This is a genomic window from Streptomyces sp. NPDC087845 (assembly GCF_044742755.1).
GTDB lineage: Bacteria > Actinomycetota > Actinomycetes > Streptomycetales > Streptomycetaceae > Streptomyces.
Genome location: NZ_JBIUVC010000035.1, coordinates 13,818 through 37,550, shown reverse-complemented (window position 1 = coordinate 37,550; position 23,733 = coordinate 13,818). Strand labels below are relative to the sequence as shown.

Here is a 23,733-nt window from a genome sequence, read left to right as displayed (position 1 = left end):
ACACTCCGAAGAATCACGGGCGGCCGTGCCCGTTGTCAGGCAAACGGCGAACCCTAACAAGCAATGATCTTGCCGCGATTAAACGCCAAGCTTAGCTTCTCGTCAAGATCACCGGCAGGCCACATCAAGCGAAACGAGGATCTGCCTGTGATCCAAGCCGAGTTCACGCTGGAGCGGCCTCGCCGGGGAATCAACCCGGCCAGGCCTCAGCCTGGTTGATGGTTACAAGGGTTGGGTGAAGCGAGTCGCCCCTCCTACGCCGAGGGGCAACCCGCGATCTGGTGGGTGAAGGAGGTCCGGGCCGCCAGGTCGAAGGTGAGGTGCGGGCCGTCTTCCGCAAGCGATCTCCCGGTGCATGATCTCGGCATCTCCGACCACGTTCCGCAGCGCGGACTCGTTCATCAGGCAGCAGAGCTCGGCACCGTCCTGTGTGGCCCGGGGCTCGTGATGGCGCTGACGGTCTCACGTGTCATCGTGCGTCGCTCCTCCTGTCTTGACGGCGACGGCCAGGCGCGGCTCGTCGGCCCTCTCGTTGCCGCCCTCGGCCTTCGGTCGCGACACGTCCTCGATGCCCGGGTGGCGGCGGGCCGATACGACGAGGCAGGCGAGGGCGCCGAGGAAGACCGCGGCGGAGGTCCAGTTGTTCAGGCGCAGGCCGAGGAACGTGTGGGACTCGTCGATGCGCAGGTACTCGGTCCAGAACCGGCCGCCCGTGTAGGCGGCGACGTACAGGGCGAAGGTCCTGCCGTGACCGAGCGCGAACCGGCGGGCCGCCCAGAGGGTCAGTGCGGCGACGCCGATGTCCCAGAGGGCCTCGTAGAGGAAGGTGGGGTGGTACGTCGCGATGTCGAGCATGCCGGACGGACGGTGCGCGCGGTCGATCTCCAGGCCCCAGGGAAGCGTGGTGGGGCGGCCGTAGAGTTCCTGGTTGAACCAGTTGCCCCAGCGGCCGATCGCCTGGGCCAGGGCTATGCCAGGGGCGACCGCGTCCGCGAAGGCGGGGAAGGGAATGCGGCGGCGACGGCAGCCGATCCACGCGCCGACCCCGCCCAGGGCGATGGCGCCCCAGATACCGAGCCCGCCCTCCCACACGTACAACGCTCGGATCGGCTCGCCATGTTCACCGAAGTAAGCGTCGGGGCTGGTGATCACGTGGTACAGCCGTCCACCGGCGATGCCGAACGGCACTGCCCAGATGGTGACGTCCGCGATGACGCCCTGATCCCCGCCCCGCGCAACCCAGCGCCGGTTGCCGAGCCAGACGGCCACGAACACGCCCAGGATGATGCAGAAGGCGTACGCCCTCAACGGAACCGGGCCGAGGTGAAGGACCCCGGTCGAAGGGCTGGGAAGGTAGGCGAGATCCATGGTCACTCCGTAGGAGGCTCAGTCAGGCGGACTGGTAATCAGGCGTGCACCGAACAACTTCCTGAGACCCTTGATCAGAGCCCTTCCGGTCGAGCGAGCGCTCAGTGCCGGCGCCCGAGGGCTGCGCCGAGTGCGGCGATCCAGATCAGCAGCAAGGGCAGTGAAATGAATGCCGCCGGGGTCAAGGCGGTGGACAGGAGCAGGTAGCCGATGCCGGACGCGGTGATCGTGGCGGCGAGGACCCAGCCGATGACGACCTCCCAACGCCGCAGCAATGTGCCGTGCCGCGAGGCCACGCAGGCAGCCGCGGCGAGCACGGCGAGCACGAACATCTTGACACCGTCCGCACGTTGGCTCGCCTCGAACAGCGCGCCGGTCCTGCCCGGTGACGCTGGGTCGGCTCCAGGTACCGCGATCAGTTCCACGACGAGTTGCACGAATGCGAGCGCCCCCGCGACTCTCCCGGCCCATCCGGCCAAACGAGCCGCAGTGTTGCTGGTACGGCGGGCCCAGTCGAGCAGTCCAGATCCGACGACCACCAGGCCGACAGCCGCCACACCGTGAACGAGCAGCGCCTGGGCCACCGCCTGGACCGACCGGTCGGCGTACGCGGCCGTGATCCCGGCGTGTGTGTCACCGACTTCGGGTGTGGCTCCCCATGCGGCGGCAAGCCCGAGAATCCATGCCGCGGCATGTGTGTATCCGGCAGCGCAAGTGGTGATGCCGGCAGCAGGCTCCTTGGCGATTGTGGTCATGCGGTCTCTCCCCCGGTCCTGTTTCGGATTGGCTGGGCGAACGCCTCGCAGCCGGTGCGCCATGCGGCGTCCAGGTCCGCGTCGGGCGGGAAGCGGCCGTCGAGTTCGAGCACCACCATGCCGTGCGCGAATGCCCAGAACGAGCGCGCGATGTCAATGTCGCCGTGCACCGCGTGGGCCAGCGGCGTCGCCGCGCGATCTTCGAGTCCTTCGGGAAGTGCGGTGCGGGCGAGCGGCCGACTATGGGTGATGCGGTAGAGGTGCGGGCTGGCGAGAGCGTGCCGTCGGTAGGCACGGGCGAGCACAAACAGGGGCGGTTCGGCGCCGATCTCGGCTTCGGCGGCCTCCAGTTCCTCCGCCAACTGGGTCATCCCCTGCGCCTGGAGCCCGGCCTCGACAGCGGCCTTGTCAGGAAAGTGCTTGTACAACGAAGGCGCTCGGATGCCGACACGCTCGGCGATGCGCCGCATCGACAACCCATCCGGCCCTTCGGCGTCGAGCAGTTCCCGGGCGGCGGCCATGATCTGCTGCGCACGGTCAACCACGGCGGGCCGTCCGCGCGATCGCGATGCCGGTAGGCCGTCCGGATCCGGAAGCCGGCATCCGGACGATGAGTGGGAAGGGGGATGCGGCGAGCCCGGGATACCGGATTCCTCCGGTGCGCTTCGCAGGGTTCCGCGGGAACGGGCCCGGTCCGGCGAGGAACACGCGCGCGGCGACGGCCGGCGGTTGGTGCTCCTCCCCGGGGACCTCCAACGCCCCGGAGGGAAGCGCCGGCGCCTCCCTTACACCCCGGCGGGGCCGGGTCGGGACACTGCCGCACGGGGTGCTGCTGGCTGTGGCGGTGTTCACTGCGGCCCTCTCACGTTGCGACCAACCGACGTGGCTAACACCGTTAGCCACGGGGGTGCCACGCTACGGCTACCGGTGTTAGCCGTCAAGTCCGGAGGGTGGCGAAGGCCGACCGGCCGAGCCTGAACGCCCAGTTCTGCTCGACGAGTTCTACCTGGCTGGCCGTCAACCCCAACCGCGGCCGGCGCCCAACTGCTCCTCGCCGAGGTGACGGAAGTGCCGCGAACAGGCCGCAGCGCCGGCAAGCGCATGACCGCGGTCATCCGACCCCGGTCGCTGCATTGCACTGTGGGCCAGAGAGGGGAGTGAGCCCGTTTCGTCGGTGCTACCAGACGCCTTTCATCGGCGTCCCGATGTCTCATGAGACATGCTTGGCGCGAAGAACACGAGGGCCTCGACCTGGCGTACCGATGCTGGGCGCGCGGATATACCAGCTGGTAAGCAGCAACCATCTGTATACACCACCCCGTGACCACCCCGGCGAGGCACTGCCTCTTCTACCGGTTCGCCGCCCGCAACCGGATCTCGGTCGCACACCGCAACCTTCCGGGCCTGCTGATCCCCCTGTACCTGACCGTCCGGACCGTCATCACCCTGGTGCGCGCCCTCCAGAAGGAGCCGGGATTGTTCGTGGACGGCTACCGTCCGCGGCCGGACGCCCGAACAGCGATGGCCCACCCATACACCCTGCCCCCCAACACCCTGCGGAGCAGCCCATGTCAGCCCCGACCACCACTTCCGTCCTGCGGCTCGCTACCCGGCCCAGCCCCATGGCCCTCGAACAGACGGACCGGTTCGCCGGCCTCTTCCGCCACCGGCACCCGGACATCACTCTGGAGATCATCCACGTGGTCTCCGAGGGCGACGCGCACCGCGGCCCGCTGGCCCAGATCGGCGGGAAGGGCGCCTTCACCCGCCGCGCCGACACCCTCCTGCTCGACGGGCGGGTGGACGCGACGATCGCGTGCGCCAAAGACGTACCGTCCGAGCACGACCGGGCCCCCGGCATCAGCCTCGGCGCCGTCCTGCCCCGCGAGGATGCCCGCGACGCCCTGGTCCTGCCCACGGGGCACCCGCCCACCCGTCTCACTGACCTGCCGCCAGGCACGCGCGTGGGTACCAGCGCACCCCGCCGTGCCGCTCTCCTGCGCGCCCTGCACCCACGCCTGGTCCCGGTTGCGATCCGCGGGAACGCAGACCGGCGGCTGACCCGGCTGGATGCCGGAACCCTGGGCGCGGACGTGATGATTGCCGCGTACGCGGGTCTACGCCGCCTGGGCCACACCGATCGCGCCAGTGAGATCCTCGACCCGGCCCGGTGGCTGCCGGCGTCCGGAGCGGGAATCGTCACCATCGAGCACCGCACCGGCGACACCGCGACCCACAGCCTGCTCACCACTCTCACCCACACGCCCACCGAGCTCCAGTACACCGCCGAACGCGCCACCCTTGCCGCCCTCATGGGCGGATGCCTCACCGCAGCCTCCGCCCATGCCGTCCTCGACCCGGACGGCCGGCAACTCACCGTGCACGCCGCCGTCCTCGACCCGGCCGGCAACGCCCCCCTCACCGCCAGCGCGTCCGGCCCCTGCACCGAAGCCGGTAACACCGGACACCGCACCGGTCAGCAACTACTGGCCGCCGGTGCTGCCCGGCTCCTCGCAGCCGGACACGACACCCGGAACCGCATCAGCTGAAAACCGGACGGACAAGGCTGCGTTCGCGCCGCCTGCCGTGCTGCTGACGGGCCAGTTCAGCAGGTCGCGCGCGAACGCTCACCGGTCAGGTGGATACTTTGCCGATCTGTGGGCCCGCATCGGCGCGGTGTCCGTACTCATTGCCTTCACCTCAATCACGCACTCGTCCCAGGGCCGGCCCTCGTTCCGAGGCCGGGACGGCGCCACCGCACGGGCTATCGCGTCCGGGTCTGTGCCGCCAGGCTCGCAGAACACACCAATGCCGTGCACCACGAACGCAAGAGACGGGAGCAGGTATGAATACCCCCGCGCACAATGGCGCAGCCGCCGTACCGGAGCAGCCGAAGATGTCCCAGGAGAGTTACGCCCGATCACGCCATTCTGTCTGGTTGAGCGCAGCGGCGGTGTTCACGGACGGGCTCGGCCGTGTCCTGCTGGTCAAGCCGACCTACCGCAGGCAGTGGCTGCTGCCGGGTGGTGGTGCCGAGCCGGGTGAAGGCCCTGAGCAGGCTTGTCGTCGCGAAGTAGACGAAGAGCTCGGCCTGTTGAGGACGCCTGGGCGGGTGCTGGCCGTGAACTGGCTCGCCCCGGGACATCCGGACGTCGCTCCGGACCTGCCTTTCCCGGGCGAGGTGCGCTACGTGCTGGACGGCGGGACCCTGACCGAGCGGGACATCGCTGCCCTCCGCCTGCCCGCGGACGAGCTGCTCGGATACGAGTTCCTCGACTCCCGGGCGGCGGCCGAGCGAATGATCCCCGTGGACGCACAGATCATGCTGGCCGCGCTGCGCGCTCGCCTGGCCGGCACGACCGCCCACCTCGAAGGCGGCCGGCATGTCGGGGCGGTGCCACCACTGGACCTGTACCAGGTGCACGCCCGGCCCCGGGACGGACGCGAGTGGCCGTGGCATCCCGACCGCGTCCCCGACCAACTCCCGGTCCACCAAGCCTGGGGCTGGCTCTTCATGCCTGACGGCAGAGTTGTCCTGGTCATTGACCCCACTGAACCGCTGGCCACGCTGCCCGGCGGCACGGTCGAGCCCGCAGATGCGTCCCCGGAGGCCGCGCTGGTGCGCGAGGCCGCCGAAGAAGCGCAGCTGACCCTCGCCCCGGGAAAGATTGAACGGCTGGGATGGGTCTACGACGCCACCGGTGATGTCTACGGTGGCATCGGCGAGTGCGCGCGGCTGCGGCTGGCCGCGCCGATCACCGCAGTGGGCCCGTCCGCGACAGACCCTGCCAGCGGCCACCAGTTCGCCCGGCTCCTGGCCGCGCCCGAGCAGGCTGCCGCCCTGCTCGGCTGGGGCGATCAGGGCTACCAACAGGCGGCCCAAGCCGCTCGCCTGGCCCACGAACGATGGGGCATCCCGCCCGCAGCACCCTCCCCCATCACGGAACTCCCTGCTGAGGGAATCGCCCGGTGACCCGCACTGGGTTCGTCCGGTGAGGTATCAGGGAGTGCAACGCCACCTCGACACAAGCCATGCCGCTGAAACGACCGGTCTCGTCAGGTCTCCGCACGCCGCCGCTCTTGCCACGTCGCGCGAAGTCGCCCTCCTGGGAACGGACGCTGCCCAGCTTCCCCGGGTATCGGCCTGTGCCCCGCCCTGCGCACCGGCAAGCGGCAGTCGGCGGCACCCGGCAGGCGGTTCCACTCCGCACGTGGGCCGGGAATTGCCGCTCGGTCCGGCAGCGGCCCTGCCTCACCATCGGCTCCCCTGGAGGAACCCGCAAGCGTAGAAGACATGACCGGAGCCCCCTCGCTGACGATCCAGATGCCCGCGGATCTCCGTACAGGGGTCTTGCGCGCCCTGCACGCGCTCGCCGACGTCGGCCGGCTCCATTCGGCGTCCGACGTGACACAGCCGGAGAACGTGCCCATGGTCCACGGATGAGGCCGAAGAGCGAGTACCGGATCAATGAATTGCATAATTTTGCAATTCGATACATGCTGTAGAGGCTGTGTCCGTAGGTAGCCGCGGGCACAGTGCCAGCGATGTCCCAGACACCTGGGTGATGGGAGTGTTCGAGACCGTGCCGGTTCCGCTGTATCAGGCCAAGGCCGAGTTCTTCCGGATGCTCGGGCACCCGGTGCGCATACGGGTGCTGGAACTGCTGCAGGGCGGACCGATGCCGGTACGCGATCTCCTGGCAGCGATCGATGTGGAGCCGTCTGCGCTGTCGCAGCAGCTGGCGGTGTTGCGCCGCTCGGGGATCGTGACCGCTGCCCGGGAGGGCTCGACGGTGGTGTACGAGCTGGCCGGCGGCGACGTCGCGGACCTGATGCGGGCGGCGCGGAGGATCCTCACGGAGATGCTGAGCGGACAGAACGAACTCCTGGCCGAGTTGCGGGAAGCAGAGGTAGCGGCCGAGTGAGTGTGTTGCCGGCCCGGTCCTGGGATCGGGTGCGCTCCCTGTTGCCTGCCCGCGCCGACTACGCGGTCATGGCCCGTAATCCGCGCCGTGACCTGCTCGCCGGCCTCACTGTCGCCATTGTGGCCCTGCCGCTTGCCCTCGGGTTCGGTGTCTCCTCGGGGCTCGGTGCGGAAGCCGGGTTGGCGACCGCCGTGGTGGCGGGCGCTTTGGCGGCGCTGTTCGGCGGCTCGAATCTCCAGGTCTCCGGCCCCACAGGGGCAATGACGGTGGTGCTGGTACCGATCGTCGCCCAGTACGGGCCCGGCGGAGTGCTGACGGTCGGGCTGATGGCCGGTGGCCTGCTGGTCGTGCTCGCCCTGTTGAAGGCCGGCCAGTACATGCGGTATGTCCCTGCCCCGGTGGTGGAGGGATTCACTCTGGGCATTGCTTGCGTCATCGGATTGCAGCAGGTCCCGAGTGCGCTCGGCGTGGCCAAGCCGGAGGGCGACAAGGTCTTGGCGGTGACCTGGCGCGCGTTCGAGGAGTTCGCGAAGGCTCCGAACTGGACCGCTGTCGCTCTTGCGGCCGGTGTCACGGCCGTGATGCTGCTGGGCGCACGCTGGCGCCCGACCATCCCCTTCTCCATCGTCGCGGTGATCGCCGCCACGGTGGCCGCCCAGCTCTTCCACCTCGGCGGGGCCGCCCCGATCGGGGATCTGCCCTCCGGGCTGCCTGCTCCTTCGCTCGGCTTCCTGGATCTGTCGTCCCTCGGTTCGCTGATCGCCCCTGCGGTCGCGGTCGCCGCGCTCGCGGCGCTGGAGTCGCTGCTGTCGGCCACCGTCGCGGACGGCATGACGGTCGGGCAGAAGCACGACCCGGACAAGGAACTGTTCGGGCAGGGCATCGCGAACCTGGCTGCCCCTCTGTTCGGCGGTGTCCCGGCGACGGCCGCCATAGCCCGTACCGCGGTCAACGTCCGTACCGGCGCGGGCTCCCGGCTGGCCGCGCTCACCCACGCCGCCGTTCTCGCCGTCATCGTGTTCGCCGCAGCCCCACTGGTCTCCAGGATCCCGCTGGCCGCGCTGGCGGGTGTGCTGATCGCGACCGCGGTCCGCATGGTCGAGGTCGGCTCGCTGCGGGCAATGGCACGCGCGACCCGCTCCGACGCGCTTGTCCTCGTCCTGACCGCGGCTGCCACCCTGGCACTCGACCTCATCTACGCAGTCGTCATCGGCCTGGTGGTGGCCGGGGCGCTGGCGCTTCGTGCGGTGGCCCGCCAGGCCCGGATCGAGCCGGTGGACTTCCGGCCCGATCTGCCCGGCGAGCACAGCGAGGAGGAGCATGCGCTGCTGGCCGAGCACATCGTCGCGTACCGGATCGACGGTCCGCTGTTCTTCGCCGGCGCCCACCGTTTCCTCCTCGAACTCTCCGAGGTCGCCGACGTGCGCGTGGTGATCCTGCGGATGTCGCGGATCACGACCATGGACGCCACCGGCGCCCTCGTGTTGAAGGACGCCGTGGAGAAGCTGAACCGGCGCGGCATCGCCGTGATGACCTCCGGCATCCGCCCCGGCCAGCGCCAGGCCCTCGAATCCGTCGGCGCTTTGGGCCTGTTGCAGCGGGAGGGGCGCGAGTACGCCTCCACTCCGCAGGCCATCGCCGGGGCCCGTGCCCACCTGCAGAAGACCGGGCTGCTGCCCGCCCCCAGCCGAATCGCCCCTGCCACCGGACAGGCTTCCCGATGACTGCCCCCACCACCCTTCGCATGGCCGAGGTGTCCGCCGCGGAGGCCCTGTGGCTGCTGGAAAGCACCGGCCAAGGGCGCCTGGTCCACTTCCGGCGCGAGAGCGCCGTGGTCCGCCCGGCCGTGCACGTCCTGCAGTACGGACACCTGATCGCCCGCACCCCGACCCAGGAGGCCGCCCTGGCCGACCGAGTCGCACCGACCTACCAGGCGGACGAGATCAAGGGGCCCGGCGGCACCGGCTGGACCGTCACCATGACCGGACCGGCCGAGGTCGTCACGGACACGGACGAGGCAGCCCACTACCGCCGTACGCTGCCGGGCTGGACCTACGGCCCGCACGACACCCTCGTACGGATCCGCCCGCAGGCAGTCAACGGCTTCCGCCTCCTCTCCCCGGAGACCATGTGAGTACGCAGCTCGAAACCTTGCCGTACCGGCATGTGCTGACCCTGCCCACCATGGGCTCGGCCGTGCGGATCGCACGTGAGACGGCGGAGCAGGTACTGACGGAGTGGGGGGTCAGCCACCGCCATCCGAACGTGGATCCCGCGCTGCTGATCCTGGCGGAGCTGGTGACCAACAGCGTGCGTCACGCCGCCGCGCTCTCCCCGAACCTGACGGTCATCTTCGCAGGCGGGCCGGACACGTTCGTGTTCGCCGTCCACGACCGCCACCCCTACCGGCCCACCCTCCACACCACAGGCACCAGCCCGGGCACCAGCAATACCGGCCTGGCCACCGTTGCTGAGCTGACCCTCCAGCTCGGGGGCACCGCGGTCGTACGCGGGGACGCGGACGGCCAGGGCAAGAGCATCTGGGTCACCCTCCCCCTCTAGAAGATTGAGGCAGCGACCATGACCATCCAGTGGCGCTACGCCACCCACCCCGGCCTCGGCGTCCTCTCTCTCGCCGGATACCTCGGTCCGGACGCCGTCCACCGGTTCGCCGGCGCCATCGGCTGGGTCCGGGCACGCGGCACCGGACCGGTCATCCTCGACCTGACCGAGCTGCGTGGCTGGTCCGCCGGCGGCCGGCTCGCCGTGGCCCAGGCCGCCCGCCAACTCCACGGCGACGGGCGGCGCCTGGAACTCGCCGCGATCCCCGCCGACGGCTCCCTCGTCCCCGACGGCACCCACCCGCCGGTCCCCGTCCACTGCGACCTGCCCACCGCCCTCGCCGCCCACCAAGCCCCGGCCGGGGACAAACGGGAATGGTGCACCGACGAATGGCCCGGCCCACGCACCGGCACCGGCACCGGCACCGGCACCGGCACCGGCACCGGCCAAGCCTGCTACGAGCAATGCACAGCAACGACCCGAGCAAGGAAGAACCATGAGCGACGTAATCGTGAAGGACAGCAACGGAACCGTTCTGGAGGACGGCGACTCCGTCACCCTGATCAAGGACCTGAAGGTGAAGGGCACCTCCGAGACCCTCAAGCGCGGCACCCTGGTCAAAAACATCCGCCTCACCAGCCAGGCCGGCGAGATCGAGTGCAACACCAAGAAGGTCAAGGGCCTCGTCCTGAAGACCGAGTTCCTGAAGAAGGCCTGACCCAGGACGCACACGTCGCACGCGCTGCGCCCCGTGCCTCACAACGGGGACGGCGTGTGCGGTGTTTCTTCCCGCCGCCCTGAGCCGTGCGGCAGCCTGAAAGCCGCGTCCAGCGACCAGGCTTGTCCACCAGGCACGCACTGCCCACCGCCCGCACGGCCCGACTGCGCCCCCCAGCCGGCCGCCACAACTTCAACCACATGGGCGTTCAGCAGACAGTCCGACCCCAGCGGGCTCATGGGTCCACCCATAGTGGCGTTTTGCCGCTCCAGGCCGGTCCGGCCATGGTCACTTGTGGGCGTGCTCGCCCACGTAGAACAGCAGCCAGACAAACCCCGCGAACAGGTGCGTGCCGAAGATGTAGAAGAAGGCGCGCAAGGCCACGCCTTTCTCCTTCCAGGACTCGACGCCGGCTCCGCCGCCGTCAAGGGCAGGCTGACTCCGGTCTCGGGCGCCGTCACTCATGGCCCGACTCCCGTTCTGTATCCGGTACTCGGTAGCGTGCTCGCGCCGTACGGCATCGGCGACGAGTTCACTCACAACCCAGCAGCGCGGCACCGGTCGGCGAGGAATCGGGGGCAAGCCCGAAGGAGGAGAGGGCCTCGGCGGTGCTGACGCGAACCGCCCTCACCGAAGCCGGGACCGGCGGCACCGTCATGGCATGCCGCTTCACGTTCGGCAGGCACGCACCCCTTCGGCGCGCGTGCCTGCGAATACCCCGGTTCACGACGCTGCCCGCGATTCGGCGCTGTGCAACTGTTCGAGCAGATCCTGCTGCCCTGCCAGCATCACGGTCAGGATCCGACGCGCGGCCCGCATCAGCTCCGCCACATCCCCGCCGGCCAGCTCATAGACGACGGTGGCGCCCTCACGGGTCGCGGTCACGATCCCGGAACGGCGCAGTACGGCCAGCTGCTGCGACAGGCTCGACGGTTCGATCCCGATCTCTGCCAGCAGGTCCCGCACAGGCAGCGGCCCGTCCTGCAGCATCTCCAGTACCCGGATACGGACCGGATGGCCAAGCATCCGGAAGAACTCCGCCTTCGCCTGATAGAGAGGTACCTGAACCGCGCTCACGCCCCGGCCACCCCGTCATCCGTGCGAATGCCGTGCTCGCGCGCCATCCGCAGCGCCTCCTCCACTTCGTCCTCCGCCAGGGCCGCTCCATAGGCATCCTCAGCATCCAAAGCTGCCGCAAGCTGGGCCCGCGCCCGACGGACCCTCTCCCTTACTTCGTCAGCGAACACACCCACCACCACACCCTCCACCCTTACCCCTTGACCGATACGACAACTAACAAATTGCAGAACTCTTCAATCCTAGGGCGGAGTGATGCGTTACGCCACACTCGCCGTTGCCCAGTTGGATTCGTTCCTGCGGCCCCCCTACCGCGGCGTCGGTACGGGCGGCGACTGCGGTGAGGAAGCCGTGGGCGAGCATGCCGAGAGTGATGTGCCGGTACCAGCCCGTATAACGTCGGACCTCGTATTCATCCAGGCCGCACTCGTTCTTCGCGGCCTGGAAGCACTCCCCCACAGCCCATCTGGAGGCTGCGATCCGTACGAGTCCGGGCACGCCGGCCGTTGTATGGGCATAGGCCATGCACAAGGCGAGCTCGCTGGGGTCGGAGAGGCTGCGGCAGGCCAGAACCCACCGGTGGCCGGTGGGCGGATCGGGGTCGAGGACCAGGTTGGCCGGGAGTTTCGCAGCGGCCCAGTCGTAGAGGCGCCGTCCTTTGGCTACCGGGCCCGAGGAGAGCCGCTGCCAGGCGTCGGCCCGACCACGTAGTCACGCACCTCGTCGCGCAGGGCCTCAGCATCCCAGCGGGCCCCGTCCAGAAGGCGCTAGAACCGCTCGGGAGTGCGATGGCCGAGATCGCCGCACGCACCGGCCTGCCGCAGAGTCAGGTATCCACCGCCGTCGCCCGTCTCAAGGAGACGGACGCGATCACGACAGCACCCGACCCCGCGGACCGTCGCCGCCTCCTGGTCAGGCAGTCTCCCGACCTCTCGGACCGAGTGGCACAGATCCGGGCGACCACGATCGACGACGCACTCGCCAAAGCTTTCGGTGCTGACGATCCGAAACGGATTCAGGAAGTCACCGATGCCCTTGCCGTACTCGCCCGACACCTGACTCCGCAGGCGCTGGCCAACCTGCGCCCGTAGGTGGGCGAGGAGTGGTCGGGCGCCCGTCCGCGACTGGCCGGTAACGCCCTCGGTCAATCTCGCTCATCAATGGACCGATTGACGAGCGAGATCGGTTGGCGGGGGTTGGTTCGCGGCCGGGTCGGCGCCAGATCGTGGTCCCGGACCGAGGAAATGCATTGCTGTGTCATTGCGTCAGGCGGCATGCTCACGACCCGTGAACACTGCACACGAATCCACCGATGCCACCGTCGTCCTGGCCGTCAGCGTGCGCGACCTACTGCCCCGAGACCTGCCGGCCTGCACCTGGTCGGGCTCGGCAACCCATCTGCGCCATGTGGAAAGGGAGTTGGCGCGCGCGGCGGTCGGCGAGGTGGACTACCTGGCCGTGTGTACCCCTGTGGGCCTTCCGGTGGCGATCGGCGGTATCGACTATCAGGTTTCGGAGGGAGTCGGGACTTTGTGGCAGCTCACCGTGCTCCCGGCACTGCAGTCCCACGGCCTGGGAACACTGCTGATACGAGCCGCCGAGCAAAGGATCAGGAACCGCGGCCTGCACAGGGCCGAACTCGCCGTGGAGGAGAACAACCCCCGAGCTCGCGCCCTCTACGAGCGTTTGGGCTACGCCGCGTACGGCCGCGCGCCCGACGCCTGGGACGAGGAAGGACCTGATGGGGTGATCCGTCGCTACGAGACGATGTGCGTTCTCATGCGAAGAAAACTTTGAACGCCCGCCCGGTGGCGGACGCCTGAGGGGTCGGCCAGACAGCTGCCCTTCTTCGGGCACCAGTCGGCGCCGTGCAGATGCTGTCGAAACCCGTGGGCGTTCGATTCGCACCTCGCTGCTTCTCGCTTCCCAAAGCGGCCCCGTGGGACACGAGATCGAGGCCATGTGGCTGGACGGCCGGCCGGTGGGCGAGGTCGGCCCGGCCCACGCCACTGCAGCAGCTCTCGGTGTTCCCGTGGCGGTCCTCACCGGCGACGACCGCGCCTGCGAAGAAATGACGGCGTGGGACACCTCGGCCACCACCGTGGCCGTGAAGTACGCCCGCGACCGTTTCGCAGCCGAACTACGCCCGCGCGCGCCAGCTTCGCCCGGATCCACACCACCCCCGGCGCCCACGACCCGCTCTGCCAGCGCTTCTGCCACCCTCGCGGATCACGACTTCGGTGACCCGTTGCCCCCTGACCGGGGATCTCGGCCACCTGCCCGGGGGCCTTGACCACTGGCGGCTCCTGCCACCTGATCTCGCTCGGTTCCGGCGAGGCTACTGCTGCTGGGCGGCTGGTTGCGCAAGAGTGAGTCCGGTCCACCGCGCCAGTTGCTCCGCGTGGCTGCCGACCTCTGTCACCTGGGCGACCACTGCGGCTTCAGTGCGGTCTCCACCGGGTCCGTCCGGAAGATCTCCCCTTCGCGTGCCTCAGGCGTTGGAAGCACCCGCCGGCCGTTCCACCTGATGCTCTCGGCCTGCGGGTCCACCTCCAACCACGGCCACCATACGGAGACGTGGTAGCGGGAGACCTCGGTGACCGTGGTCTCGGTGAACGGGCACTTCAGCATCAGCACATCACCGGGCCGGTAGTCGTCACTCATGGACGTATCCTGCATGCCCCCACTGACACGTGACCGAACGGGCATCCGGTCCCGGGCACCTGGACGCTGCCTGTCGCGCGAGCTCCGTTCCACGAAACCCGGTCAGCACCTATGCCCTTCACCAGGAGAACCAGGGCTTGGCGTCAGCACGGCACGGGTAATGCCGGTGAGGTTGCCCTGCAGGAGGAGGATCTCCCTCCGGTTCGATCCGTCGAGATCGGCCGCGTAGACGTTCCCGGCCAGGTCGGTCACGTACATGCGGCCGTCGGCCGGATCGAGGGCGAGGCCGATGCCTTCCATGAGGTGGGTCAACAGGATCTCGGGCTTCCGCCGCCTGTCCGGCGGCTCCATCGGTGAGCGATTCACGCTGTTGCCCCGTGGCGGGTCTCCGCGATCCGTCCAGTACAGCATGCGCTCCACGAGGTCGAGCTCCAGGTCGATCGGCTCCGGCAGCCCCTCGAACAGCACCTCGATGTCGCCGCGTTCGGCCGCTCCCTCCCCGGCGGGCAGGTCGATTCCGGCCCGTAGGATCTTCCCAAGCCCCGCGTCACTCGGGCCCTTCTGTGTCCAGTAGAGGTGTCCGCCGACAGGGTCGACGGCGACTCCCACGCACCACCTGGTCTCGTCGCTGCGGTCGTCCTCTCCCTGTCCCGTTTGCACGAGGGTCTCGACGTTCGAGCCGTCGAGGTCGCAGCGCATCACGCGCATGCCCTCGCGGTCACCCCAGTACAGCTTCCGGTTGGTGGCCTCGAAGTGGAGCTGCTTCGGCGTGTACGTGACGCCGCTGGGAACGAGCGTCGTCCGGTTGCCTCCGTCCAGGTCCACGCGTTCGATCGAGCCGTCGTTCTCCGGCGGAAGGCCCATGTTCGTCCAGTAGATGTGCCCGGCCACGACATCGACGGCGACTCCGTCGGGGAGCCTGCACCCGGTGACAAGGACCTTCTTGTCGGAACCGTCGGGGTTCACGGAGAACAGGCGACCGCCACTGCTGGCCTCGAGCACGAACAGTCTCTCCCGGCGCCGTGTCACGGTCCCTCCTTCGCCGGGCGACCGGCTGTGGCACTCGGCCGGACGGGTCGTACTCGGCGCGCACGGCCAGCAGGGCCGAGAGCATCGCGTCGCGCCGGGCGGCCAGTTCGTCCACCGAGTGGCCGTCCGCCTCCTCCAGGACGCCGCGCACGATCTCCTCTTTGAGCTCGGGCGTGAATTCGGGGGTGCCCAGTTCCTGCCAGGACGCCACCATCCGTGGCATGAGGGTGTCCATGAAGTGCTGGATGCCGCCCTCCCCTCCGCCGAGGTGCCACAGCAGATGGGGGCCCATGACGCCCCATCGAAGTCCCGGTCCCCAGGACACCGCGTCGTCGGAGTCCGCCACGTCGAGCACCCCCTCCTGGACCAGGTGGACGACCTCGCGGTACAGCGCGGCCTGGATACGGTTGGCGACGTGCCCGGGAAGCTCCTTCTTGAGGTGAATCGGTTTCTTGCCGATCGCGGCGTAGAACGACATGGCGTCCCGGATCGTCTCCAGGGCGGTCTTCGTGCCGCCGACGACCTCGACCAGCGGGACGATGTGCGGGGGGTTGAAGGGATGACCGATGACGGTTCGCTCCGGACGCCGGCACTCGGCCTGGATGACGCTCATCGTGATGCCCGACGAACTCGACGCGATGATCGCGTCCGGCGGTGTGGCATCGTCGATGTCGGCGAACAGCCGGACCTTGAGCTCCGGGCGCTCCGGTGCGTTCTCCTGTACGAAATCGGCGTCCGCGACGGCCTGACGCAGGTCGGCGGTGAAGCTCAGGCGATCGGGCGAGGCGTCGGGCGCGAGCCCGATCGAGGCGGCCGCGTCCCATGCCGCCCCCACGTACGACCGCAGGGCCGCCTCCGCGGTGGGGGCGGGGTCGGTGGCCGTGACGTCGAAGCCTCGGACGAGATAGTGCGTCGCCCAGCTCGCGCCGATGGTGCCGGTCCCGACGATCGCCACGCGCTGGACGGGTTTGTGCACGTTCATGGCTGGTCACTGCTCCTGGAAGTCGGACACGGGCTGCGGGGGAAGGGAAGAGGCTGACGTGGCCGGCATCAGCGGCCGTGCCAGACGGGGGCGCGCTTCTCTGCGAACGCTCGCGCGCCTTCTCGCGCGTCCTCGCTTGTGGCCAGCCCGTGCGTGAGTTCGTCCTGCCGCCCGAACGCGTCGCTCTCGTTCAGGCTCTGCGTTTCACGCAGGACCTCCTTGACGGCCGCCAGCGCCAGCGGGGCGTTCCGCGCGACGCGCCCCGCCAGCTCGCGGGCCCCGTCCAGCGCGGCGCCGGGTGGGGTCAGCTCATTGACGAGCCCGTACTCCTTGCCTTCGGAGGCGGTCAGCGGTTCGCCCGTGAGCAGTACGCGCGCGGCGACGTGGTACGGAAGGCGGCGCGGCAGTCTGACCAGTCCGCCTTCTGCCGCCACGAGCCCGCGCACGACCTCGGGAAACCCGAACCGGGCATCCTCTGCCGCGACGATCAGATCGCAGGCGAGCACCAGCTCGAAGCCGCCGCCCAGCGCCCAGCCCTCGACCGCGGCGATCAACGGCTTGCGCACCACCGCACGGGTGAGCCCGCCAAGTCCCCGGCCCGGCAGCAGGGGCAGCTCGCCCTTGGCGAATGCCTTCAGGTCCATGCCCGCGCTGAACACCCCGCCCGCACCCGTGAGTACGCCGACTGAGAGATCCGGGTCCGCGTCCAGCAGATCCACGGCGGCCGCGAGCTGTACCGCGACCTCGTGATCGACGGCGTTCTTCTGCGCCGGACGGTTGATGGTGATGGTCAGCACGCCGGCGCGCCGCTCGTGGAGCACCAGGCCGGCCGCATCGGGCGCCGTGCTCATCGCGGCGCCTCCCCTTCCGCCGTGCCGGGGATCGCTCCCTGGGTGCGCAGCTCGGTGACCTCGGCGGGGCCGAATCCCAGCTCGGCAAGGATCTCGTCGTTGTGTTCGCCCAGGTCCGGTGCCCGCTTCGCCGGGACCTTCGCGACGCCTCGCAGGTTGACCGGGCTGCTGATGGTGTATTCGAGCCCGCTGACTCCTTCCAGCGGCACGACGATGTCGTTCGCGCGCAGTTGCGGATCCTGCGCGGTCTCCTCCGGTGTCTGCAGGAGGCTGTAGGTGACGCGTTCCCGGCTCAGGGCGTCCTTCCAGTGGGCGAAGGGCCGCGAGCGGAACTCGGCGTCGAGCAGTTCGGTCAGCGCGGTGGAGTTCTTGACGAAGCCCTCGATGTCCGCGAAACGGGGATCTTCGAGCAACTCGGGGTGGCCGACGGCCCGTGTCAGTCCCGGCCAGTGCGGGGGTGAGGTGACCAGCATGAACCATTTGTTGTCCGCGGTGCGGTAGGGGTTGATCAGCGGGTTCGTCGGCGCCTTCCGGTCGTGCAGCTCGAACGGCGTGCCGCCGGCGAGCGCGCCGGCCACGAGCGTTCCCGTGGCCCAGACACCCTCGGCGAGCAGCGACGTCCCGACACTGGCCCCTTGTCCCGTCCGCTCACGGCGGTACAGGGCGGTCACGATCGCCGCGTAGATCCCGATCGCCGACATGTAGTCGCCGCTGCCCCAGACCGGGACCGTCGGCGGGGCTCCCCTGTCCCGGGTGGAGGCCAGCAGCCCGCTGCGCGACCAGTAGGCGGTCAGGTCGAAGCCCGGCTGCCCGGCGTCGGGGCCGGCATCCCCGAACCCCGTGATGTCGGCGTAGACGACCCGCGGGTTCCAGGCCGCGACCTCGTCGTAGCCGAGGTGCAGCTTCTCGCGCGTGCCGTGCGGGAAGTTGGTGATCACCACGTCGGCCCACTCGACGAGTCGTCTGAGGACCTCGGTGGCCGCCGGCGACTTCAGGTCGATCACCATGCCGCGCTTGTTGCGGTTGGCGAGGTGCCAGCTGTAGTTGGCCTGTGCCCGGGGACTGGGCGGCACGGAGCCCAGCCGCCGCTGAGGGTCGCCCTGTCCCGGCGGCTCGATCTTGATGACGTCGGCTCCGAAGTCGGAGAGCACGGTGGCCGCGGCCGGTCCTGCGATGAAGGTCGACGCGTCGAGGACCCTCAGGCCGGTGAAGACGGTTTCGGTGGTCATCGTCATCACCTCACGAAGGCGCTCAGGCCGCCGGTCACGGCACGTCCGACGATCAGGGTCTGGATCTCCCGCGTGCCCTCGTACGAGTACAGGGCCTCGGCGTCGGCGACGAAACGCCCGACCTTGTAGTCGAGGACGATGCCGTTGCCTGCCAGCAGCTCCCGCGCCCATCCCACGTTCTCGCGCATCCGCACGGTGCAGTAGGCCTTCGCCAGGGCGGACTGCTCGTCGCGGTAGACCCCGGCGTCCTGCAGCTGGGCCAGACGCGTCACCATCCCGCAGGAGGCCGTGGCGTTGCCGACCATCTTCACCAGCAGGTCCTGCACGAGCTGGAAACCCCCGATCGGGCGCCCGAACTGCTCGCGCTCCTTCGCGTACTGCAGGGCGATCTCGTAGGCGCCGAACATCACTCCCACCGCCTGCCACGCCACCCCGCTGCGCGTCCGGCGCAGGATCTCGGCGGTGTCCTTGAACGAGTTCGCGTTCTGCAGCCGGTTGGCCTCCGGAACGCGGCAGCCGTCGAGCACGATGTCGGCGTTCTGCACGATCCGCAGCGCCATCTTGTTCTCGATCTTCGTCGCGGTGAAGCCGGGGGTGTCCTTCTCCACGACGAAACCCAGTACGTGACGCGTCTCGACGTCGCGGGCCCAGACGACGACGAGGTCGGCGAAGGTCGCGTTTCCGATCCACCGCTTCGCCCCGTCGAGGATCCACTCGTCGCCGTCGCGACGCGCGGTCGTCTGCAGGCCCCCGGCCACGTCGGAGCCGCCGTGCGGCTCGGTCAACGCGAAGGCGCCGATCTTCTCAAGACGGCTCATCGCCGGGAGCCACCGCTGCTTCTGTTCGTCGGAGCCGCAGCTGAGGATGGTGCCCATGGCCAGACCCGAGTGCACGCCGAAGAACGTCGCCATGGACGCGTCGGCGTGCCCGAGCTCCAACGCGACGAAGCCCGCGAAGAGGTTGCTCGGCTTGGATTCCGGGGAGTCCGGGTCGGCCCAGTCCAGAAGACCGAGCCCACCGAAGCCCTCGACCAACTGGAAAGGGAACTCGGCCCGGGCCCAGTAGTCGTCGACGATCGGGGCGACCTGCGTGCGGAGGAACTCGCGGACGGACTCGATCTTCTCCCGCTCCCCGTCCGACAGCAGTTCCTCATAGGCGTAGAAGTCAGCGGGCAGCAACCCTCTGTCCAGGTAGGGACCGGACGGTGTCGGCAAGGCCGAAGTGCCGCTCATTGCAATCTCCCTCAAGCGCTGTGGGGCATGGCTCGGAGATCCCCGCCCGTCAGCGCTCTCCGCGCCCGGCGTTTCGGTTCTCTGTCGCGATCAAACGCGTATCCGGGGTCGGTTCCCCGGATACGCGCCGCTCAGGGCTGCCGTTGTCGCGCCGGGTCACCCCAGTGGCCCGTCGCCGCCCGGTGCGGGAGAGGCACATCCAAACAGTCGGTCGATATGCCCCTGCTCCGCGCAGGCGGACCGACCGGGCCGAGGCCGCCGCAGTGGGACCCGGAAACCGGTGTACCGCTTCCAGCAGCCGTGCGGCCTGAACGGGATGGGGCACGCGGTCCGGGTCGGCGCGCCTTCGTCGACAAGGCTGGACAACCGGGCTCCAGCCCCGGTGCATCAGTCCGTACCTGGCGTCCGAGGCGCTTGTTACACGGCTGTGGCACAGCCCAAATGAACCACCTCTGCGCACGGCCGCCTCTCTTTGGGTGCAAGCCGCATTCACAGCATGACGACAACGGAGGAATGCGCCGCATGAACGCCAGGCTCCCCCGAGTGAACCGTTTCACCGTCATCCTCGCCTCGGCAGCCACGCTCGCCCTGACCGCTACGGCCTGCGGCGGATCCGACGCCCAGGCGAGCGGCTCCGCGTCCTTCAGCAGGACAGCGGACAGGTCCAACTCCACTTCACGCACCACGGATCCCACGCAGGCAGACCGTGCTGCCGTCGGTAGGAGCGGTGACACCGCCGTCACTCCCCCGTCGCCGAAGACCGCCGCCCGGGCCGCCGCGAAGTCCGCCTGCACCGGCGCGGAGCTGAAACCGTCCCTCGTGCACGGCACCGACGCCGACCCCGACCCCGAGGCGACCCAGACCACCGCCACACTGCTGTTCGCCAACGTCGGCAAGCGCACCTGCACGGTCCAGGGGCACCCGGGCGTCGATCTCGTGACCGCCACCGGCGACAGATGGAGCATCGTGTGGCAGAAGACGACGGCACAGAAGGTCACCCTTCGGCCGGGCGTCGCCACCATGGCCGAGCTGACTTTCCTGCCCGTCAGTCCCGCCTCCAGTGCCCCGGACCAGAAGCCGTTCCTGCCCAAGAGCCTCAAGGTCACCCCACCCGACACCACCACGACCGCCACGCTGGCCTGGCCGTGGCAGCGCATCGCCGTCCTGCGCCAGGACGGCGCCACCCACCCGGGCACGTACGTCGGCCCGGTCGCCGGCACCGCGAGCAACTGAGCGAAATGGCGACCGCTTCCACCATGAGCACCTGCCGAGCCTCCTGGCGGGCCGGGAGCAGTAACCGGACGGAGACTTCAGGGGTCATGGGCTCCCGAAGACGTGAGTCCGTGCTCCCGGCGCGTCGGGGAGAAAGCGCAGGCACAGCGGCCGAGGCACGGGACATCGGGTAGGTGAGCGACCAGCTCCCACGTCCCGGCGCGCCGCGCCGGCCGGTCGCGTAGTCGAGCAGCGAGGACGGCTCATGGTCCTCCAAGACACCGCCGGAAACGCCGCGGTGGCCCGCACGACCGACCAACTCCGCAGCCAGGCGCCATCGACAGCAGTACTGAAGACCCCGCACCAGCCGAGGAGTGGCACATGGTGTCGACTTCGCCACGATCCGACGTCGACCTGGAACGCCCGCATGCCCGATACACGGTCGAGGAGATCGCCGGAGTCGTCGGAATGTCTCCACGGAACATACGGGCGCATCAATCGCGCAAACTTCTGCATCCGCCGATCCGGAAGGGGCGGGCCTGCTACTACGGCGAAACTCACGTCGAGCGCCTCCGGTACATCATTTCGCTGCAACGGCAGGGATCCAATCTCGTTTCCATCGCCGCCCTGATCGGGGTCGGCAATCGCGTCACGTTACGGGGCCTTGGCGCCGCGTCGGCCTCGGTCCTGCTGCGGGAACAGCTCGGCCGGGTTCCCGAGCAGGCCTTCGTGTCCGGTCTCATGCAGGTGACCGGAGGCAACCCCAGCTCCTCGCCGCGTTGACCCAGTGGCTGGTGTGCGAAGGCACAAGCCCGGACAGACGACACTGCAAAGAGTTTGCGCCGTAGTGGGCTCCGATACGTCCGAGATCGTGGAAGTCATCGGCCGGCTGCGGCGGCTGGGAATCGTCACCGAGCACCGCGGGAGGCTGCGGGTGTCCCATGCGTTGGTGCGCAACGCCGTCCTGGCCGAGGACGCCCAGGGAGCACTCCAGGAGATCCACGCCCGAACGGCCCGCCTGCTGCGGGACGACCCGGGAGCCCAGCACTCGGTGTGCCACCACCTCATGCTGAGCGGACCGGTCGGTGAGGACTGGGTGCCCGGGGCGCTGCGGGCGGCCGCGCGCGGCGCGGCCGACGCCTCGATCGCAATGAGCTGCCTGCGGCGGGCCCTGGCCGAGCCGCTGCCCACCGATGTCCGTGCTCAGGTTCTGTTCGAGCTGGCCACCGCCGCGGGAGTACGGACCTGTCCGCTGCGGTGTCGTACCTGACGGAGTGATGGTCGCCGACGGGCTCGGAGTGTTTGCTCACGCGAGTCCCCGGCGATCTGATCGACGTGCTGATTCTCGGCGGCCGTGAGCGGGAGGCCGCCCGGATGGTCGCGCCGGGGGGAGGGGTTCAACGAGCGCCGGGACGCGATCAACTGCCGGCTCTCCCTGCTGTCGGCGCTCGCCCCTGTCGACGCGGACGCGGTCCGGCACCTGAGTGAGCTGGAGCCGGAAGGGGCGTTGACCTTGGCCGTGCAGGCGGGAGGCAGCCGCAGCAGGGTATCCGCCTCCGCCACCGGCCGACAGGAGGTTTCGTCCTCACCGCACAAGGCAAGCGCAACCCCGTGGTCCAGTACCTGGAGCTGCCGGAGACCGCGGAACGCAGCGGATATCTCCGCTCCTGAACCACCCTCACCGATCCCCGATCCCACCCGACCCGCGCATGGGCAAGGACGCGTCGCGGTTCAGGTGGCCGGCCGGAACAATGCCGCGAGGCGCCTCTTCCAACAGGGATGGAAAGGCACTTGACCTCGGCTCTTGCTCACCAGGAGCCCTCCGCAGAGCCCACTCGTTCAGCGGGGGCGGCAGTCCGGCCCCAGCTCGGTGCGGCCGGACCGGTCGCTCAGCCGGTGCGGTACGCCGCTTCGGTGGCCATGCTGAGGAGTTCAGCCGCCCACTCGGGGGTGAGGGCCTCGCCGATGGCCCGTCCGGCTGCGACCACCCGCTCCTCGATCACCGCCTCCACTCGGTCGCGTACGCCGGTGGCGATGAGCAGACGATGCAGGACATCCGGGTCCGGCGCCCTGCCCTCGCCGCTGAACAGCTCCTGGACCGCGGGCTCGTCCCGCAGGGCCAGGGACATCAGCAGAGTCATCTTGTGCTGCTGGAAGTCCAGCCGTCCGGGCTTGCCCGTCACATCCGGATCACCGAAGACGTCCAGCAGGTCGTCTCTGAGCTGGAACGCCTCGCCGACTGCCAGCCCGTACTCCTCGAACGCTTCCAGGAACCTCTCGCCGCCCGCCAGAGCGGCTCCGAGCGTCAGGGGTCGTGAGACCGTATAGCGACCGGACTTCAGCAGGGCGATCCAGCGGGATCGCTCCGGATCGGCGTCGAACTGGGCCGCACTGCGGACGTCGAGAAACTGCCCGACCATCAGTTCGGTGCACAACTCTCCCCAGATGCGGCGCACTTCGGGTGGGCAGTCGGCGAGCAGGCGCTCCGCGTACACCAGGGCGAGATCGCCTCCGAGGACGGCGACCGCCTCACCGTACCGGCGGCCCTCACCCCGCCAGCCGCGCTGCCCGTGCAACTCCTCGTGGAGGACATGTGCCGTGGGCCTGTTTCTACGCCGTTCCGAGTCATCCATCACGTCGTCGTGCAGCAGGGCAAAGCTGTGGAGCAGTTCCAGCGCCGCCGCCACGTCGACGATCACCGGATTGTCCGGGTCGCCGCCGGCCGCCAGATAGCCGGCGATACAGAACGCGGGGCGCATCCTTTTCCCCCCGCTGCCGAACATGCCGACCACGCAATCGAGCAGTTCGACCGAGACCGGTTCGACCGCCGCCCACCGCCGCCGCTCGGCGGCAAGGAACTCCTCGATCCGCTGCTCCACTCGGGCCAGGAGCCGGTCACGCCGCTGACGTGCGGAGGCATCAGTCATGTTGCGCGGTGAAAGCGTCGAGGGCATGTGAGCTCCTTGATGCGGTGCACGGCAGAGAAGTACAGGCATTTCTCGCATACGCCCCGCGCTCACGGAAAGAGGCAGCTTCGGATACAGAACAGATCCAGCTGCGGCCCGCCCCTCCGCTGTAGCGTCCTCGGGCAGCCGTCAGGCGGCGTCACTCGAAGTGATTACCGAAGGA

The 23,733-nt window shown here is 69.3% G+C and carries 26 protein-coding genes; 14 read left to right on the top strand and 12 right to left on the bottom strand.

Annotation, left to right across the window (positions count from 1 at the left end; genetic code table 11):
- Positions 1 to 462: 462 nt before the first annotated feature.
- The 3 genes from lgt to ACIOMQ_RS40535 form a co-directional block, all read right to left on the bottom strand.
- Positions 463 to 1,368 carry a prolipoprotein diacylglyceryl transferase gene (gene lgt, locus ACIOMQ_RS40545; RefSeq protein ID WP_402192734.1) on the bottom strand — a complete coding sequence of 302 codons (906 nt, stop codon included), beginning with the start codon at positions 1,366 to 1,368 and terminating at the stop codon, positions 463 to 465.
- A gap of 101 nt (positions 1,369 to 1,469) precedes the next feature.
- Complete coding sequence (locus tag ACIOMQ_RS40540; protein ID WP_402192732.1) at positions 1,470 to 2,123, bottom strand: hypothetical protein; 654 nt, start codon at positions 2,121 to 2,123, stop codon at positions 1,470 to 1,472.
- Entirely contained in the window at positions 2,120 to 2,644 is a 525-nt protein-coding gene (locus tag ACIOMQ_RS40535; protein WP_401271184.1) for a TetR/AcrR family transcriptional regulator, read from the bottom strand. Before ACIOMQ_RS40535 ends, ACIOMQ_RS40540 begins: the two co-directional genes overlap by 4 nt.
- A gap of 1,047 nt (positions 2,645 to 3,691) precedes the next feature.
- Here ACIOMQ_RS40535 and hemC point away from each other — a divergent pair.
- The 8 genes from hemC (at position 3,692) to ACIOMQ_RS40495 (ending at position 10,328) form a co-directional block, all read left to right on the top strand.
- The gene (gene hemC / locus ACIOMQ_RS40530) at positions 3,692 to 4,672 is read left to right on the top strand and encodes a hydroxymethylbilane synthase (RefSeq protein ID WP_401271173.1); all 981 of its coding nucleotides are present in this window, start codon (positions 3,692 to 3,694) and stop codon (positions 4,670 to 4,672) included.
- Positions 4,673 to 5,061: 389 nt separating this feature from the next.
- Entirely contained in the window at positions 5,062 to 6,096 is a 1,035-nt protein-coding gene (locus ACIOMQ_RS40525) for an NUDIX domain-containing protein (RefSeq protein WP_401944743.1), read from the top strand.
- A 321-nt stretch (positions 6,097 to 6,417) separates the two neighbouring features.
- Positions 6,418 to 6,567, top strand: coding sequence for a hypothetical protein (locus tag ACIOMQ_RS40520; RefSeq protein ID WP_401944741.1), 150 nt, complete (start codon positions 6,418 to 6,420; stop codon positions 6,565 to 6,567).
- Between the two features lie 139 nt (positions 6,568 to 6,706).
- A complete protein-coding gene (locus ACIOMQ_RS40515) occupies positions 6,707 to 7,048 on the top strand; it encodes an ArsR/SmtB family transcription factor (RefSeq protein WP_401271182.1) in 342 nt (113 codons plus the stop codon).
- Positions 7,045 to 8,772, top strand: coding sequence for a SulP family inorganic anion transporter (locus ACIOMQ_RS40510; RefSeq protein ID WP_401944739.1), 1,728 nt, complete (start codon positions 7,045 to 7,047; stop codon positions 8,770 to 8,772). Before ACIOMQ_RS40515 ends, ACIOMQ_RS40510 begins: the two co-directional genes overlap by 4 nt.
- The gene (locus ACIOMQ_RS40505) at positions 8,769 to 9,182 is read left to right on the top strand and encodes a pyridoxamine 5'-phosphate oxidase family protein (RefSeq protein ID WP_401271163.1); all 414 of its coding nucleotides are present in this window, start codon (positions 8,769 to 8,771) and stop codon (positions 9,180 to 9,182) included. The genes ACIOMQ_RS40510 and ACIOMQ_RS40505 overlap by 4 nt, the downstream gene beginning before the upstream one ends.
- Positions 9,179 to 9,610 carry an ATP-binding protein gene (locus ACIOMQ_RS40500; protein ID WP_401944736.1) on the top strand — a complete coding sequence of 144 codons (432 nt, stop codon included), beginning with the start codon at positions 9,179 to 9,181 and terminating at the stop codon, positions 9,608 to 9,610. The genes ACIOMQ_RS40505 and ACIOMQ_RS40500 overlap by 4 nt, the downstream gene beginning before the upstream one ends.
- A 496-nt stretch (positions 9,611 to 10,106) precedes the next feature.
- Positions 10,107 to 10,328, top strand: coding sequence for an alkylphosphonate utilization protein (locus ACIOMQ_RS40495; RefSeq protein ID WP_389805097.1), 222 nt, complete (start codon positions 10,107 to 10,109; stop codon positions 10,326 to 10,328).
- Between the two features lie 288 nt (positions 10,329 to 10,616).
- On the opposite strand, the gene ACIOMQ_RS40490 is transcribed toward ACIOMQ_RS40495, so the two are convergent.
- Entirely contained in the window at positions 10,617 to 10,793 is a 177-nt protein-coding gene (locus ACIOMQ_RS40490) for a DUF6126 family protein (RefSeq protein ID WP_401944734.1), read from the bottom strand.
- Between the two features lie 258 nt (positions 10,794 to 11,051).
- Positions 11,052 to 11,405 (bottom strand): ArsR/SmtB family transcription factor, encoded by a 354-nt coding sequence (locus ACIOMQ_RS40485; RefSeq protein WP_401944732.1) that lies wholly within the window; start codon positions 11,403 to 11,405, stop codon positions 11,052 to 11,054.
- Between the two features lie 788 nt (positions 11,406 to 12,193).
- Between ACIOMQ_RS40485 and ACIOMQ_RS40480 the strand changes: the two genes are divergently transcribed.
- The 3 genes from ACIOMQ_RS40480 to ACIOMQ_RS40470 all read left to right on the top strand — a co-directional run bounded on the left by ACIOMQ_RS40480 (position 12,194) and on the right by ACIOMQ_RS40470 (position 13,698).
- Positions 12,194 to 12,496 carry a MarR family transcriptional regulator gene (locus tag ACIOMQ_RS40480; protein WP_402192729.1) on the top strand — a complete coding sequence of 101 codons (303 nt, stop codon included), beginning with the start codon at positions 12,194 to 12,196 and terminating at the stop codon, positions 12,494 to 12,496.
- A 196-nt stretch (positions 12,497 to 12,692) separates the two neighbouring features.
- On the top strand, positions 12,693 to 13,202 hold the full coding sequence (locus tag ACIOMQ_RS40475) for a GNAT family N-acetyltransferase (RefSeq protein ID WP_401271144.1): 510 nt from the start codon (positions 12,693 to 12,695) through the stop codon (positions 13,200 to 13,202).
- Between the two features lie 142 nt (positions 13,203 to 13,344).
- Positions 13,345 to 13,698, top strand: a complete 354-nt coding sequence (locus tag ACIOMQ_RS40470) for a M55 family metallopeptidase (RefSeq protein ID WP_401944725.1) — start codon at positions 13,345 to 13,347, stop codon at positions 13,696 to 13,698.
- A 125-nt stretch (positions 13,699 to 13,823) separates the two neighbouring features.
- On the opposite strand, the gene ACIOMQ_RS40465 is transcribed toward ACIOMQ_RS40470, so the two are convergent.
- From ACIOMQ_RS40465 to ACIOMQ_RS40440, 6 genes are all read right to left on the bottom strand, one after another.
- Positions 13,824 to 14,069 carry a hypothetical protein gene (locus ACIOMQ_RS40465; protein ID WP_401271139.1) on the bottom strand — a complete coding sequence of 82 codons (246 nt, stop codon included), beginning with the start codon at positions 14,067 to 14,069 and terminating at the stop codon, positions 13,824 to 13,826.
- 102 nt (positions 14,070 to 14,171) lie between these two features.
- Complete coding sequence (locus ACIOMQ_RS40460; RefSeq protein ID WP_402192727.1) at positions 14,172 to 14,894, bottom strand: 3-hydroxyacyl-CoA dehydrogenase; 723 nt, start codon at positions 14,892 to 14,894, stop codon at positions 14,172 to 14,174.
- A complete protein-coding gene (locus ACIOMQ_RS40455; protein WP_402192724.1) occupies positions 14,788 to 16,080 on the bottom strand; it encodes a 3-hydroxyacyl-CoA dehydrogenase NAD-binding domain-containing protein in 1,293 nt (430 codons plus the stop codon). The genes ACIOMQ_RS40460 and ACIOMQ_RS40455 overlap by 107 nt, the downstream gene beginning before the upstream one ends.
- A 68-nt stretch (positions 16,081 to 16,148) precedes the next feature.
- Complete coding sequence (locus ACIOMQ_RS40450; protein WP_401759774.1) at positions 16,149 to 16,931, bottom strand: crotonase/enoyl-CoA hydratase family protein; 783 nt, start codon at positions 16,929 to 16,931, stop codon at positions 16,149 to 16,151.
- Entirely contained in the window at positions 16,928 to 18,160 is a 1,233-nt protein-coding gene (locus tag ACIOMQ_RS40445; RefSeq protein WP_401271131.1) for a CaiB/BaiF CoA transferase family protein, read from the bottom strand. The genes ACIOMQ_RS40450 and ACIOMQ_RS40445 overlap by 4 nt, the downstream gene beginning before the upstream one ends.
- A 5-nt stretch (positions 18,161 to 18,165) precedes the next feature.
- A complete protein-coding gene (locus ACIOMQ_RS40440; protein WP_362210974.1) occupies positions 18,166 to 19,392 on the bottom strand; it encodes an acyl-CoA dehydrogenase family protein in 1,227 nt (408 codons plus the stop codon).
- A 522-nt stretch (positions 19,393 to 19,914) separates the two neighbouring features.
- Here ACIOMQ_RS40440 and ACIOMQ_RS40435 point away from each other — a divergent pair.
- The 3 genes from ACIOMQ_RS40435 to ACIOMQ_RS40425 all read left to right on the top strand — a co-directional run bounded on the left by ACIOMQ_RS40435 (position 19,915) and on the right by ACIOMQ_RS40425 (position 21,874).
- Complete coding sequence (locus tag ACIOMQ_RS40435; protein WP_402192720.1) at positions 19,915 to 20,625, top strand: DUF4232 domain-containing protein; 711 nt, start codon at positions 19,915 to 19,917, stop codon at positions 20,623 to 20,625.
- A gap of 360 nt (positions 20,626 to 20,985) precedes the next feature.
- A complete protein-coding gene (locus ACIOMQ_RS40430) occupies positions 20,986 to 21,387 on the top strand; it encodes a MerR family transcriptional regulator (protein WP_401944714.1) in 402 nt (133 codons plus the stop codon).
- A gap of 64 nt (positions 21,388 to 21,451) precedes the next feature.
- Positions 21,452 to 21,874: a hypothetical protein gene (locus ACIOMQ_RS40425; protein ID WP_402192717.1), complete on the top strand. Its 423-nt coding sequence runs from the start codon at positions 21,452 to 21,454 to the stop codon at positions 21,872 to 21,874.
- A 619-nt stretch (positions 21,875 to 22,493) separates the two neighbouring features.
- Here the strand turns inward: ACIOMQ_RS40425 and ACIOMQ_RS40420 are convergent.
- A complete protein-coding gene (locus ACIOMQ_RS40420; RefSeq protein ID WP_401759790.1) occupies positions 22,494 to 23,558 on the bottom strand; it encodes a polyprenyl synthetase family protein in 1,065 nt (354 codons plus the stop codon).
- Positions 23,559 to 23,733: the final 175 nt, after the last annotated feature.